Origin of the sequence: Microbispora sp. NPDC046933, from assembly GCF_040644635.1 — a bacterium.
Classification (GTDB): domain Bacteria; phylum Actinomycetota; class Actinomycetes; order Streptosporangiales; family Streptosporangiaceae; genus Microbispora.
Window position 1 is genome coordinate 22,940 of the sequence record NZ_JBEYWW010000026.1, and the last position, 13,790, is coordinate 36,729.

10 protein-coding genes are annotated in these 13,790 nt (G+C 66.2%); 4 read left to right on the top strand and 6 right to left on the bottom strand.

Going from position 1 to position 13,790, the window contains the following annotated elements; all coding sequences use genetic code 11:
• Nucleotides 1-69 precede the first annotated feature (69 nt).
• Nucleotides 70-4,131 carry a ThuA domain-containing protein gene (locus ABZ857_RS30050; protein ID WP_357049260.1) on the bottom strand — a complete coding sequence of 1,354 codons (4,062 nt, stop codon included), beginning with the start codon at nt 4,129-4,131 and terminating at the stop codon, nt 70-72.
• A 910-nt stretch (nt 4,132-5,041) separates the two neighbouring features.
• Here ABZ857_RS30050 and ABZ857_RS30055 point away from each other — a divergent pair.
• Complete coding sequence (locus ABZ857_RS30055; protein ID WP_357049263.1) at nt 5,042-6,025, top strand: multicopper oxidase domain-containing protein; 984 nt, start codon at nt 5,042-5,044, stop codon at nt 6,023-6,025.
• Nucleotides 6,026-6,188: 163 nt separating this feature from the next.
• Nucleotides 6,189-6,929, top strand: coding sequence for a hypothetical protein (locus ABZ857_RS30060; RefSeq protein ID WP_357049266.1), 741 nt, complete (start codon nt 6,189-6,191; stop codon nt 6,927-6,929).
• Between the two features lie 104 nt (nt 6,930-7,033).
• Here the strand turns inward: ABZ857_RS30060 and ABZ857_RS30065 are convergent, their stop codons facing one another.
• Both ABZ857_RS30065 and ABZ857_RS30070 read right to left on the bottom strand, forming a co-directional pair.
• Nucleotides 7,034-7,792 carry a HAMP domain-containing sensor histidine kinase gene (locus ABZ857_RS30065; protein ID WP_357049269.1) on the bottom strand — a complete coding sequence of 253 codons (759 nt, stop codon included), beginning with the start codon at nt 7,790-7,792 and terminating at the stop codon, nt 7,034-7,036.
• Between the two features lie 160 nt (nt 7,793-7,952).
• Complete coding sequence (locus ABZ857_RS30070; protein ID WP_357049272.1) at nt 7,953-8,162, bottom strand: hypothetical protein; 210 nt, start codon at nt 8,160-8,162, stop codon at nt 7,953-7,955.
• Nucleotides 8,163-8,536: 374 nt separating this feature from the next.
• On the opposite strand from ABZ857_RS30070, the gene ABZ857_RS30075 reads away from it, so the two are divergent.
• Nucleotides 8,537-9,259 carry a VOC family protein gene (locus ABZ857_RS30075; protein WP_357049275.1) on the top strand — a complete coding sequence of 241 codons (723 nt, stop codon included), beginning with the start codon at nt 8,537-8,539 and terminating at the stop codon, nt 9,257-9,259.
• A gap of 83 nt (nt 9,260-9,342) precedes the next feature.
• Here the strand turns inward: ABZ857_RS30075 and ABZ857_RS30080 are convergent, their stop codons facing one another.
• On the bottom strand, nt 9,343-9,912 hold the full coding sequence (locus ABZ857_RS30080) for a hypothetical protein (protein ID WP_357049279.1): 570 nt from the start codon (nt 9,910-9,912) through the stop codon (nt 9,343-9,345).
• Between the two features lie 426 nt (nt 9,913-10,338).
• On the opposite strand from ABZ857_RS30080, the gene ABZ857_RS30085 reads away from it, so the two are divergent.
• Entirely contained in the window at nt 10,339-10,773 is a 435-nt protein-coding gene (locus ABZ857_RS30085) for a hypothetical protein (RefSeq protein ID WP_357049282.1), read from the top strand.
• A 195-nt stretch (nt 10,774-10,968) separates the two neighbouring features.
• Here the strand turns inward: ABZ857_RS30085 and ABZ857_RS30090 are convergent, their stop codons facing one another.
• Both ABZ857_RS30090 and ABZ857_RS30095 read right to left on the bottom strand, forming a co-directional pair.
• Nucleotides 10,969-11,409 carry a hypothetical protein gene (locus ABZ857_RS30090; RefSeq protein ID WP_357049285.1) on the bottom strand — a complete coding sequence of 147 codons (441 nt, stop codon included), beginning with the start codon at nt 11,407-11,409 and terminating at the stop codon, nt 10,969-10,971.
• A gap of 1,679 nt (nt 11,410-13,088) precedes the next feature.
• Nucleotides 13,089-13,616, bottom strand: a complete 528-nt coding sequence (locus ABZ857_RS30095; protein ID WP_357049570.1) for a phage major capsid protein — start codon at nt 13,614-13,616, stop codon at nt 13,089-13,091.
• Nucleotides 13,617-13,790 lie beyond the last annotated feature (174 nt).

Genomic DNA, 13,790 nt, shown 5'->3' on the forward strand with positions numbered 1-13,790 from the left:
GGGCGAACGGCGTCGCACGCCAGGGTCATGGGGATAGCCGGGCGGGGTCTCCCCCGCCCGGCTACCGGGTCAGAGCTCCCGCACCCGGATGTTGCGGAAGTCCGCCAGGTCGGTGTTGCTGTGGTTCTGCAGCCCGATGAACCCGCTGACGAACTGACGCAGGTCCGTGGCGGGGTCGCCGGAACGGGACGACGACTTGCCCGGGGTGTTGTCGAACTCGTTGATCACGACGCCGTTGCGGATGATCGTGTAGTGCTGCCCGACCACCCGGATCTCGTAGTCGTTCCACTGGCCCTTCGGGGTCGCCCCCGCCTTGTCCAGAGTGTTCGGCTGGAAGTTGTAGATCGAGCCCGTCTTCTGCGGCTCGCCCGTTTCGCCGTCGTAGATCTGGATCTCGTGGCCGCAGTAGATCGCGACCCACGCCTGCGACGTACGGGCCGATCCGACCGTGCCGCAGCTCCCGGCCGGACGCTGGTCCAGCGGGGTCCGCGGGTCGGGGAACCGGACGAACACGCCGGTGTTGGCCCGGGCCGTGCCCGGCGCGACGTCACGGAACTGCAGCCGCAGCGAGAAGTCGGCGTACGCCTTGTCGGAGTACCACAGCATGCCCAGCCCGCCGGAGGTGCGGATCGTGCCGTCCTGCTGCAGGTTGAACTGGCCGGACGGGGCCTGCGACCACCCCTGCAGGGACGCGGGCGTCCCGTCGAAGATGGTCTCGTAGCCGTTCGTCTTGCCGATGTCGGACTGCGCCGCCGCCTTGCTCAGCGCCGACGACTCCTTGTTGTCGATGACGCCGGCCTTGCGGAACTCGTTCACCATGTCGTTGAGGTGGCTGACGAACTCGCCGTGGTTCGACCACATGCGCTCGTCGTCGATCAGGTCGTTCATCGTGCAGCCGCCGCCGACGGCGCGGTTGGCCACGCCGGTGTCGGTGTCCAGCAGCCGGACCGTCGGCCGGGCGTCGGGCGCCGGGCAGCCGATCACGACGGTGATCTCGCCGGTCGCCACCTCGCCGTCGGCGTAGGTGACCTTCAGCTTGGCCTTGTAGGTGCCGAAGTTCGCGTACGTGTGCGTCGGGTCGGCCTCGGTCGAGGGCTTGCTGCCGTCACCGAAGTCCCACTCCCACTTCACGCCGCCGGCCCTGGTGCTGGAGAACACCACCGTCTTCGGCGTGCTCTGCCGCTCCGGCCGCACCGTGGCCAGGCTCGGGTTCGGCGTCGCCGGACCACCCTGGTAGCTGATGCGGATCAGCTTCTGGTTCGGGTGCAGGCTGAAGAAGCCACCCGCGTAGTCCAGCATGTACAGCGCGCCGTCCGGGCCGAACTTCGCGTCCATCCACGACTGCAGTTGGGTGGCGCCGCCGCCGGGCTGGATGATGGAGCGCAGGTCCTCGGCGAAGACCGGCGGCTTCGCGTCCTTGACGCCCTTCGGGTCGACGGTGACGGCGACCCGGTTGTTCGCGTTGGACTCGTCACCGATGAACCACTTGTTGTCCCAGTACGCCGGCCACGCGACACCGCTGCCGGTGTCGACCTCGGAGCGGTGGTAGGTCGGCCCGGACATGACCGCCTGGCCGCCGCCGGACAGGTAGGGCTGGGTGAGGGTCTCGTCGCCCAGCTTGTAGGTCGGGAGACCGCTGCCGTCGGTCCGCTTCGGGTAGACCGGGCCGCCGCCCTGCGGCGAGTACCAGATCATGTTGTCGCGAGCCGGCGGGATGTCGACCAGGCCGGTGTTGCGCGGCGAGGTGTTCTTCAGGTTGTCGCAGTTGTACCAGTCGGCGGGCTGGGTGGCGTCGACGTTGCTGCGGTCCCGGTAGGGCTGCTTGTTGCCCATGCAGTACGGCCAGCCCTGGTTGCCGGCAGAGGTGAGGATCGTCGCGGTCTCGTACTTCGCCGGACCCCAGATCTCGCTCGGGGAGCCGGCGTCCGGGCCGACCCATCCGGCGGTCAGCCAGTCGTTCACGTTGTCCCACTGGATCCGCGCGATGTTGCGAACACCCATCACGTAGATCTCCGGGCGGGTCTTGCCGCCGCCCTCTTCCTTCCCGGTGAACAGGTTGCCCTTGGGGATCGTGTACGTCCCGTCGGCCTCCGGGTGGATACGGACGATCTTGCCGTTCAGGTCGTTGGTGTTGCCGGCGGTGCGGCGGGCGTCCTGGAACGAGATGCCCTTGTAGTCCTGGGTCCAGTTGTTCCCGGAGTATCCCGCGCCGGCGCCCTGCGAGGAGTTGCTGTCACCGGAACCGACGTAGAGGTTGCCTTCCTTGTCGAAGGCCATGCCGCCACCCGCGTGGCAGCAGCTGTGGATCTGGGTGTCCCACTGCAGCAGGTCCTTGCGGGTCTTCTGGTCGATCGTCTGGGTGGCGAAGTCGTACGTGAACCGGGAGATCGTCCGCTTGCCGATCCGCTTGTCCCTGTCGATCGACTCGTGCGGCATCCAGTAGACGTACAGCCAGCCGTTCTGCTGGAACTTGGGGTCGGGCACGATGCCGAGGAGACCCTCTTCGTTCTTCACCAGCTCGTCGCCGCTGCCGCGGTTGCCCATGACGGCGAGAGTGGTGAGGAGCTTGACCTGCTTGGTCTTCGGGTCCCACTGGTGGATCGTGCCACAGCCGAGGCCGACCTTCGGGTTGTTCCAGTCGGCGATCGGGCCGGTGGGGCAGGCCGCCTTGCCGACGTAGAAGACCTTGCCGTCGGGGGCGATGGTCAGGCCGTGCGGCTCGCCGATCTGGTCGAGCTGGCCCGACTGGTTCTGCGCGGTCAGCCGTTCGGTCTTGTAGTTCGACGCGATGGTCGCCTGGCAGTCACCGCGGACCAGGCCGGCCGCCCACTTGATCGCGCCGCCGAGGTGGCTCCGGAACTGCTCGTCCTTGGTGTAGCTGTCCTCGGTGCCGCCCATGCCGGTGTAGAACGACCGGCCGCCGTCGTAGTCACGGCACCACGAGATCGGGTGGAACGCGCCGTTGCCGTTCAGGCCCGCCTTGTAGGTCCACTCCTCGACCTGCGCGACCGTCTGGACCTTGCCCAGCGGGCTCGGGCTCCAGTTCATCCACTTGTCGGACCGCGTCGCGTTGAACGGCAGGCCCTTGTTCGCCGGGAACTGGCGGTCGGTGAAGTCCACCGTGGCCTTCTGCACCTGGCTGTCCGGCGGAGGCCCGGCGTCGGGACCGAACAGCCGCAACTCGGCCAGCTGGACGAGGGGCTCACCGCTGTTCGCGGTGATGTTCAACCGGTAGTACGCGTACGCCGTCCCGTTGTTGAACTTGTATTCCTTGGTCTGGAACCGGGAGGGGAAGGTCTCCCCGGTCCGCTTGTCCAGGTCCGTCCAGCTCTTGCCGTCCTGGGAGCCCTGCAGCGTCCAGTCCTTCGGGTCACGACCGGGGAAGTCGTTGGCCGAGGTCAGCGCGTAGTGGGCGATCGCCTTCGGCTGCTCCAGCTTCAGCGAGACCCAGCCGGTCGGGTTGAACGTCAGCCACTTGGTGTTGTTGTTCCCGTCGACCAGCTTCTCTTTGGTCTCGTTCGGCGGGTTGTCCGCGTTCGCCGTGATCTCCACGACCTTCTCGGCCGGGGGCAGGCTGCCCGCGGGGCGGGTGCCGACCAGCTCGGTGAACCAGGACGAGTCCGGCTGCGCGCGTACGGCGTCGTGGACGCCGACGAAGCCGCCGCCGTCCCGGATATACGCCTGGAAGGCGGCCTCCTGGGCGGCGTTCAGCGTCACGCCCTTGGCGGACAGGAACACCACGCCGCGGTAGCGCGCCAGATTGCTGGAGGTGAAGACCGCCGGGTCCTCGGACACCTCGACGGAGAAGCCGTTGTCCTTGCCCAGGCTCTTGATCGACTCCGCGGCCTTCTCGACCGGGTCGCTCTGATCCTTCGCGGGACCGTGGAACACCAGCACGCTGACCGATTCGCCGTCTTTATCGGGCTTGGCGGGCTTTCCGGCGTCTGGTTCGGGAGGGTTGGGCTTGGCCTGCACCTGCGCTGCCGGGAAGGCCGCCAAGGCCGGCGCGGCCTGCGCCTGCGCGGCGGGGACCGTCGCCAGTCCCAGCGTCAGGGCGGCGCTCGACGCCGTGATCAGCGCACGGCGCCAGGCGGGTGGCCGAGGGTATACGAGCAGGTCTCTGCGACCCATCGTTCGCTCCTTCAGGTTGGGGGGTTGGATCAGCACCTTGCGGAGGTCGTCCGGTCAGCCGTGGCGGCGACCGGGCTCGCCGATGCCGGAAGTCACGGAGGTTTCGCCGATTTCCTTCTCCTCTCGCTTGCGGATCGGCCCCTGAGGCGGCGTCGCGGCGAACGCGGCCAGGGCGGTTCTGGGGAAGCTCCGCGATCACCCCGGCCGTCGCGGGCGTGCGGCATCGCCTTTCGTCGCACTGCCGGCGGGTGATCGCCGCGGAGCCCGCCGTCGCGGGCGCGGGACTGCGTGCAGCGGTCGCCGGACGTCCCGTCGGGACGGCGACCGGAATGAGGGGTGTCTGTCTCCCCGGCCTCAGGCCGGGGAGCCGCCGGGGCCTGGTCGGGCGTGTCTGAGCCGCAGGTCCGCCAGGGCGTGAGAGGGCGGGCCGTGCAGGGCGGATGTCGGCCGTGGGGGGTGTCGCCGAAGCACCGCTGAGCCTTTCGGAGAGTCGCGGATGGTTGCGTGGGCGGGCGGGTGGACGAGGGCCTGATGATGCCCACGAGACGGAACGGACTGCCGCAGTCCAGTGGCGTCAAATGGGCGGTTTGGGGTCAACGTAGCAGCCTCACGGCACTTCATCCAGTCCTGTGACAAAGTTCTCTTGATTACACTCTGACTTCTTGACTTTTTGGCGGAACTATCGCCTACTTCCATCAAAAGCTTCATCTACGGCGTCGAAAGCCTCGCTGGCTGGCCCGCCGGCCGCTCACCGGCCGGAACGCGCCCCCACCTCGGGGGCCGGCATCGAGACGTCACGCCGTCCAGGCCGGTCCCCCCGGGCCGGCGCCCAGACAGATGCCGTTCGCCTCACGGCAGTGAGGCGTCATGACCGGATTGGGGAACCATGACCGAGGTAGGCAGGGGTACGATGCGAGGCCTGTTCTCCCGGCGCGCCTTCACCACGGCCGCGACGGCCGCCGCGTTCGCACCGCTGGTCGGGGCGGCCCAGGCCAACGCGGCGCCGTCCGACAAGGTCACGGGCAAGCCCGACAAAGGCGACGTCCGCCGCATGACCCTCTACGCGGAGAAGTTGCCGAACAATCTGCTGGGATACGGCCTGGAGCCCGGCAAGGCCACGATCCCCGGCCCGCTCATCGAGATGGTCGAAGGCGAGACCCTCGAGATCGAACTGGTCAACAACACCGACATCACCGTCAGCCTGCACGTGCACGGCGTGGACTACGAGATCACCAGCGACGGCACGAGAATGAGCAACAGCGTGGTGGAGCCGGGCGGCCGGCGCACCTACGTCTGGCGCACCCACGCGCCGGGCCGCCGCCCCGGCGGCACCATCGAACCCGGCAGCGCCGGCTACTGGCACTACCACGACCACGTCGTCGGGACCGACCACGGCACCGGCGGCATCAAGAGAGGGCTCTACGGCGCGCTGGTGGTCCGCCGGAAGGGCGACATCCTGCCGGACAAGCAGTTCGTCGTCTTCTTCAACGACATGACGGTCAACAACGCCAAGGCCGGCGAGGCGCCGCACTTCATGGCGAAGATCGGCGAGCGCGTGGAGTTCATCGTGGTCACCCACGGCGACTTCTTCCACACCTGGCACCTCCACGGGCACCGCTGGGCGGACAACCGCACCGGCCTGCTGGACAACCCGCAGGACCAGAGCCGCATCATCGACACCAAGACCACCGGACCGGCCGAGTCGTTCGGCTTCCAGGTGATCGCCGGGGAGCGCGTCGGGCCGGGGGCCTGGATGTACCACTGTCACGTCCAGAGCCATTCGGACATGGGGATGGCCGGCGTGTTCATGGTCGCCGACGAGAACGGGAACGTTCCCGGCCACGACATGGGCGGCATGGGCACCGGCTCGGGCATGAGCACCATGCCGCACTGATCGGGTCCCGCCCGCGCGGGCGCCGTTTCGATGGGCGCCCTTTCGATAGGCGCCGTTTCGATGGGCACTGGGTGGGGCCGGTCCACGGCACGGGCTCCCCGGTGCCCACGGGCGGGCCGCCCGTCCCCGCGTATGGACGACCAAGGTCAGTAGGGTTCGGCCCATGACCAGCGACATACGCGGGCGCGGGCTGGTGGCCGTCACCGCCGCGTCAGAACCGCAGGCGGCTCTCGACTACTACCTGATCATGTCGGCGGCGGGCACGGACGGAGCTCCCGCCGAGGGAGTCGTCGTCGAGGAATTCGCGCTCACCGACGACTTCAGGACCATCGGCCTGAACACCGCCGGATGGACCGCCGCCGACGGCGTCTGGTGGAGCTCCGCGGCCTTCGGGCGCGCGATGCGCGAGGATCCCGATCTACGCGCCCGGGCCCGCGCGGTGAGCCGCCCCGAGGCCGAGGCCGCCTACCACGGTCTCGGCGGGGGCGAACTGCCCGGCGAGACGCGGCTGCGGGCCCGTTTCCACGACTACCAGCCTCTGCCGGACTCGCCTCCCCTGCGCCTCAACCCGCCGTACGTCCCCGACGGGTTCCACGACACGCGGGTCTACCGTGTCCTGTTCGCCGGTGAGCCGCACCTTCCCCGCCTCTCGGACGTGGTGACGCTCGCCGGCGAGGCCGGCGACCCGCGAACCCGGGTCCTCGGCGCGGGTGAACTGCGAAAGGACTCGGACGTCTTCACCTGGCAGGTACGCCGGATCGGGCCCGGTGTCGCCTGCTGCCTCGATCTCACAGCCCATCTGGGGACCACGTCCGGCCAGGCCCTCGGGCCGCTGCTGCGGCGGCTGACGACGGCGATGCGCCACGCGGGACCGGTCCCCGTGACCGTCGAGCGTTTCTCCTGACCGTGTCCGTACGGGAGACGCCCGCATTCGCGGGGAGGGCAGGGGACGGCTCTTGCCACGGGAGGATCCGCCGCTCTACGTTGCGCGATTTGGGCGAGGGATGGTCAGGCCAGTGGGAGCCGGACCACGAAGGCCGCACCACCGGCCGTTGACCGCTCCACGTGCACCTCGCCCCCGTGGCCGTACGCGATGTTCCGCACGATGGCCAGGCCGAGGCCGGTCCCACCGCGGTCGCGGGAGCGGGCGGCGTCGAGGCGGGTGAAGCGGTCGAAGATCCGCTCCCGGTCCTCCTCCCCGATCCCGTCGCCGTCGTCGGCCACGACAAGTTCCGCGGTGTCGGCCGTACGCCGGACCTGGACGAACACGAGTGTCTTGGCGTGTCGCTGCGCGTTGTCGAGCAACTCGGAGAGCATTCGCCGGAGCCGCGCGTCCAGGCCTCGCACCAGAACCCCGGGAACGGCCTGCACCTTCACGGCGAGCCTGTCGGTGCGCCGGGCCAGTTCGCTCTGCACGAGTTCCCCGAGGTCCAGCAGGGCCGGCTCGGCCGGCTGCGCGGCGGCCTGAAGCTGGGCCAGCAGGTAGAGGTCGTCGACCAGCGCCTGCAGCCGTTCCACGTCGGTGAGCGCCCGTTCGAGCAGGTCGTCCACGTCGATCTCGCTGGGATGCAGCCGGGCCTCCTCCAGCTGGGCCCGCAGTCCCGCGATCGGGGTGCGCAGCTCGTGCGACACGTCGGCCTCGAACCGTCGCTGCCAGTCGATCGCCCGATACAGCTTGCCGCACATGCTGTCGATGCCGTGCTTGATGCTGCGCTCCAGCTCGTCGAGTTCGCCAAGGCAATCACGGAGGTGGCGAAGCGATGTCACGTCTATAAGCTTCCCGAACCCATCCGTGCCAATTCCCATGAACAGCTAAAATCGGCACATACACCTTGTTTCCGCCATGGAAATGCAGGTGCGAGGCCTTTTCCCTGATCCGCCGACGATCACGCCCGAACTCCGCGCACAATTCCGCCGAACAGAGTTTTCACACCGAGCCATCGGTCGCCCGGCCGTGCCCCCGGCCGAACCAGTCCTCCGTCGCCCGAAGGTGCCAGTCTTCGCGGGCCTCGGCCAGCCATCCGGGCCTTTCGCGAAGAGCATCGATCTCCAGGCAGAGCAGGTGGAGATACAACCTGACATAGGCGTCGACCGTCCAGAACCCCCGGTCCTTGTACTCGATGAAGGACCTTCCCATGGGGGGACTCTAGCTCGGGGCACAGTCAGGGCACATGGCCATGGAAAGCACTGGCAAGCGAGGACAACGAACGGAAGCGTAATTGCAGGTCAGTCGTAAGGTAGGGCGATTGCGCGCAGGTAGGGACCACGCGAAATTGGAACGGCCCACAGGCCGACTCGTCCACCTTCCGCCTTCTCGATCTGGGCCTGCTCCCGGCGCGCTCCTGCTGGGGCAGATCAGGGGCCCGGACCGCGCGCAGGTGAGCCCATCTCACGCTTGCCGAAATCGGCTCGCGTGGCAGGCCTCCGAGCGCCTAGCGTTGGCTCTCCACGGGTGGGGCGGACGTGCCCTGTCTGTGACTTTGAACCAGCAGATCGGAGGTGCGGAGCGGAATGACCTGTCACCTCGTCGCGCTCTGCTTCGACGCGCACGACCCGCTCCGTCTCTCGCGCTTCTGGGCCGGCGTCCTGGGCTGGGAGACGGCCGACGATCTCCACGACGGCATCACGCTCCTGCCGAGCGACGACACCGGGTTCCGGATCCGATTTCTTCCGTCCCGGGAGAAGAAGACCGGCCAGAACCAGATGCACTTCGATCTGACGAGCACGTCCCTCGACGACCAGCGGCGGACGGTGGCGAGGGCGCTCGAACTCGGCGCCCGGCACATCGACATCGGTCAACGCCCGGAGGAGGGTCATGTCGTTCTCGCCGACCCCGAAGGCAACGAGCTCTGCGTCATCGGACCGGGCAACAAATTCCTCGCCGACTGCGGATTCATCGGAGCGCTCGCGTGCGACGGTTCGCAGGAGGTCGGGTACTTCTGGAGCGAAGCGCTGGGCTGGCCGTTGGTCTGGGATCAGGACCAGGAGACCGCCATCCGCTCGCCGCACGGCGGCCCGAAGATCACCTGGGGTGGTCCTCCGCTGATGCCGAAGACCGGGAAGAACCGGCTGCATTTCGACATCGCTCCACCCGCCGACGGTGATCAGCGGGCGGAGGTCGACCGTCTCATCTCCCTCGGGGCAAAGCGCATCGACATCGGTCAGGGCGAGGTCGGCTGGGTGGTCATGGCCGATCCCGACGGCCATGAGTTCTGCGTTCTGCCCCCGCGATAGCCGGTTCCGATGTTCCACAAGGACCGGACGGGACGACGCCGTCGAAGCCGGCCGAGCGGTCGGAAGGAGACGGCCGGGCCTCATCACAGGCGGCTCACCGGGTGGTCCGGCTCAAGCGGCCGCCCGGTCTCGGGGTCCAGGACGACCATCTGTCCGCCCCAGAACGCCTGATCGTCGTCCGGCCGGTCGTCCAGGCGCACGTGCGAGGAATCGACCCAGGTCACCGTGGGCAGGCCGTCGTCGTGTTCGGACCTGAAGCGCTCCACCAAGGGCCATTCACGAGTCAGAAGGCCGTCGTTCTTACGGACCACGAGCGTCCAGTCGGGGACGATCCAGTCGTCGTTCAGGACACGCACTTCCAGCCCGCTGCCGACCGGGCCGGGGATCCGGGCATGCACCTGCCAGTCGTTCACGTAGCTGATCAACCCGACGGTCGTCCAGATCATCCCGAGCGCGATGACGGGCCCGCTGAGCCCTCCCCCGAAGGCGAGCGTCCCGGAGACGATGATCAGGCTCGCGGCCAGGGTGCCCAGGAGGAGCGGCCGGTCGAGGACCGTGTAGTGCCCGACGGCACCGACCACGGCGCCCACCACCGCGAGGAGCGCCAGGACGAAGAAGACAACGGCAGCCCGTGTGCGTGCATGCGAACTCACGGTGGCACGCTATGGATCAGGTCTTGCGGTTCACTGGGAAACGAGTCAGAGCGGATCGAGATGGCGGGCCCTGCCCGGCCGGTACATTCTGCGTGACGGCGCCGGCGACCCCCTTCGGAAAGATATCCCTTCACGATAGGCGCTCGATGGATTTCTTGTTCCACAGAAAGTCGCTTTTTGTCATTGATAAATCTTCAGGTCAAATTGAGAGCCAGGCGAACATTCCCGAGGGGACGCGCCCTCGTGAACCGCGCTCCCGCCGAGAACAAGTAGGCCAGGTTCATCGATGAAGGGCTGAACGTGACCCGCTTGACTCGAACGTGCACGGATTCTTGTCCGGACTTGTCCAAATGCGGGCAACCGAGTCAGAATCAGTTCAGCCTTCAACTACTTGGTTGGAGGGTCACTGCACGGATGAGGAGAGGCATGAAGCGCACCATCTCCGTTCTCACCGTCACCACCGGCGTCCTCGGTGCCACGCTCACCGGCATCAGTCCCGCGTCCGCAGCCGCCCCCGCAGTCGACTGCTCCACGGGCGGGTACACCCGGGTTCTGAACAGCTACGTCCCCACCAACGTCCAGCGGCCGGCGGTGGACGGTCGTAGCTACAACATCGCCGGTCCGTTGGCGTACACGTACGAGGTCTGCCTCGACATCCCGGACACCTCGACATTCACCATCGAGGCACGGATCCGGTCCGCCGACGGGTCCACGAGCGTGTTCGTGGACGACCGGCCCGGGGACAAGGTCTTCCGCTACTCGCCCGGCGCCAACAGCTTCTGGCAGGTCTACGGCACGATGACCGGGCCCGACAGCACCTACATCCACTACACCTGGAACGAGAAGCAGATCCCGGCCTGACTTTGAACGGGCCGGCCGCCTCGCTCGGCGAGGTGGCCGGCCGTACCCTCTCAGGCGGCCCGGGCTGCGCGGGATGTCGGCGGTTCGGGTCGAAGACGCGCTCCATGATCAGGGCGTTCCGGCAGCGGCTCACGAATCGGCTCACGATCACGCCGAGCTGGTTGGAGCGCCTGTCGATGACGGTGCGGCTTTCCTTCACCGGTCCTTCTGGAGCCGCCTTACACGGCGAACAACCACAACCAGCAGTGCGAAGAGAACCGCTCCGACGAAGATCCCCAGGGGACCCAGCAAGAACCAGGTTCTCGACACCTCGATGGCGTACCCGCCTGCGGGCTGAGCCTCCTGTAGGGCGTTATTCAGCTCCCTTGCCTGGCTGGGCGTTTCCCACTCGGCATGGAAGCGGTGACCATCGGTCGTCGTAATCTCAACACGTTGTTCTGTGTCCTTGATGGTGGCGCTCCAGACCTTATGTTCCTGGATCTGCCTGGCCACGAACCGGAGGCCGGCCTGCTCGTAGTCATCACGGTTGAGGAGAACAATCCCGGCACCGAGCACGGCGACAACGACTAGTGTCCAGACCAACGGCTTACGCAGCAGGCGTTTCCGCTTCGGTCCGGACACGGGGCGCTGGAACATCCCGACTCCCTCGAAGTGCTCACAAGCAGTCTGGAGGCTCCCGGTCGAGAAGGCCAGGGCGTGCCCCGCGCGGCCCCGCACGCTCGAGCCGCTGTCCTGATCTCTCGTCCGCCTTCGACCCATCCGCGCCAGCTCGGAGGGGTGGAAGGTGGACGAGCCGGCCTGTAGGCCGGGTTCTTCCAGGGCAGGTCTCCGACCTGGCCGGACTCCCCCGGTTCGCCTCCCTACCAGGCAAAACAGTGATGACCAGTGTTGATCATTGCCGGACGGTTTCGAGCATCCAACGGAATGAGCCGGAACTAGAGGATCTTGCTAGGGGCACCTCGTGTCGGCAGGCAGGCCGACAGGGGGAAGCCCTGAGAGCCAGCGAGAGCCAAGGTCTCCCCCTCCCAGGTCTCCCAGGTGCCCCCGGTATCGAGACCCGACTACAGAGCCGGGTACAGAGAAGGCCGGTACTCCGATCCGGGAGGAGTACCGGCCTTCCTAGTGCGAGATCACTTGTTGGTCATGATGACTACCCAACGAGGGGGACGGGCGTAAGCCTTCCCCATCTCGTCTGAGCAACCCTGGTCACAGCCACAGCCCGGAATGACCATTTCGCACCTTCCTAAAGGTTACGCATCTCGTCACTCTCAGTGTGAGTCCCTAGCACTGTCGGTCAAGGGAGAGTAATCTCCCTCGCATGCCAGAACTTCACATCGAAGCAAGAGAGCTTCAGATCGGGGACGAGATCGAACTGTTTAAGGGTGATCCCGAGGAACCTCTTACCCGGATGCCCTGGAGTCCCGTGGCATGGTGGACCGTAGTCGGTCTAGAAGACGGGGGAGAAATCGAAGTCCTCGGAATCGGCCAATTCACGCACATGGAAGCAACCATTGTCGCGGAATGCATCCGAGAAGTTGGGTCGGTAGATCTCGGCTTGGACGAGACGCAATGGCGTAACTTCCGTTCTTCGCGCCGGACTTAGCGAGGACACTCCGAAGATCCGCGTCACGGAGAAGAAGCGATTCATCAAGAATCACGGCGTCAAGGTCCGTAGGGCGGAAGAATCCGGAGACTCCAAAAGTCTTCGGTGGAAGATGAGGAACGCGAGTTGATGGCACCCAAGAAGCAACCAGTAGACCTAGACGGCTGAATGGTCCAGGTATCCCCTCTAGAGCCTGTGGACTGCCTCGCCGAGACTTACGCAGATCTCCAGACTCTCCGACATGAGACTGTGGACGTGACTTCCAACCGAGATGAAGCGTGGTCTACCGTCCGGCAGGAAATCGAGAACGGGGGACATGGACACGTCGTTATCTATGACGTGACGTTCCCAGACAACCCTAAGCGGATTCGCCGCCTCGGCAGGATCGATACCCCTACGCAAGAGCAGCCGTTCCACCCATGAACATCACGCAAGACCAGAGAGACGGCCACGCATGCATTGTCTGCGGCATCAATTGGCATAAACTCTGGAGGACTGAGCGCAAGAACATCACTCCGATACCCGCCGGAATGCTCGCTAGCGGTGAGCAAGTGATGATGTGCCAGGATCACGTGTTCCACAAATGAGCCACAGACACAAGGATAGCCGGACTCCTGAGGGATAGGAGGCCGACTAGGACGGCATAGGAGCCGCTGTAGCTCACTAGGACAGCCGGACGGCACGAGGGAGCCCTACCGGCAGGCCGGATAGCTCAGGGCATGAGAAAGCCCCTGTCCGATCTCGGCTCTACCAAACGAGCGGACAGGGGCGGCTCCCGATCAACCGTGACGTTAAGGAGCCGGAAAGCATCCGGCACAAGGACATCGCTACCGGTGCGCTTATAGGCGTACCATCCCCGCTGTCCCTTCGGACGGCCATTAGAGCCGGACACGTGCGGGATGAATTCCACGGTCGTACCTACCCGGTCCACAATGCAGAACTGAGTGAAGTCGCCGGCCAAGAGAACATTGTCGGCACCGGCAGCTAACGCGCCATCCATATTGCTGTTCTCCCAGAAGTTCCAACCGAGCATCTTTGGTGGAGTGGTCGAATCGTCAACCATAAGCGTGTTCACGTTGGCAGCCAGAGGCAGCAGACGGAACGCATTGATAATCGACAGATTCGCCATAAACCGAGCCCTAGGACGCCACCTAGCCGGCAAGGCCGACTGCAAAGCAATAGCCTGGCTGGTAACGCCAGACCATGAATCGGTAGCCGTCGTTTCGACCCTCGAAATCAGTCGAAGCGGGTTAGCCGTACCGGCACTAGTCGAGGGTGGACGAGTCGGCCTGTAGGCCGGGTTCTAATCCCGCATGCTCGCTACCTGCACGGATCCGCTCTGCATCATAAGCGACCTGCAAAAACGCTTCCGTTCGTTGTCATCGCTTGCCAGCGTTCTCCGAAGCCATGTGCC

Bases quoted from the DNA above. Each gene is read 5' to 3' on its own strand.
- ABZ857_RS30090 (WP_357049285.1), bottom strand. From the start codon at position 11,409: ATGTTCCAGCGCCCCGTGTCCGGACCGAAGCGGAAACGCCTGCTGCGT.
- ABZ857_RS30075 (WP_357049275.1), top strand. From the start codon at position 8,537: ATGACCTGTCACCTCGTCGCGCTCTGCTTCGACGCGCACGACCCGCTC.
- ABZ857_RS30070 (WP_357049272.1), bottom strand. From the start codon at position 8,162: ATGGGAAGGTCCTTCATCGAGTACAAGGACCGGGGGTTCTGGACGGTC.
- ABZ857_RS30055 (WP_357049263.1), top strand. From the start codon at position 5,042: ATGCGAGGCCTGTTCTCCCGGCGCGCCTTCACCACGGCCGCGACGGCC.
- ABZ857_RS30060 (WP_357049266.1), top strand. From the start codon at position 6,189: ATGACCAGCGACATACGCGGGCGCGGGCTGGTGGCCGTCACCGCCGCG.
- ABZ857_RS30085 (WP_357049282.1), top strand. From the start codon at position 10,339: ATGAAGCGCACCATCTCCGTTCTCACCGTCACCACCGGCGTCCTCGGT.
- ABZ857_RS30050 (WP_357049260.1), bottom strand. From the start codon at position 4,131: ATGGGTCGCAGAGACCTGCTCGTATACCCTCGGCCACCCGCCTGGCGC.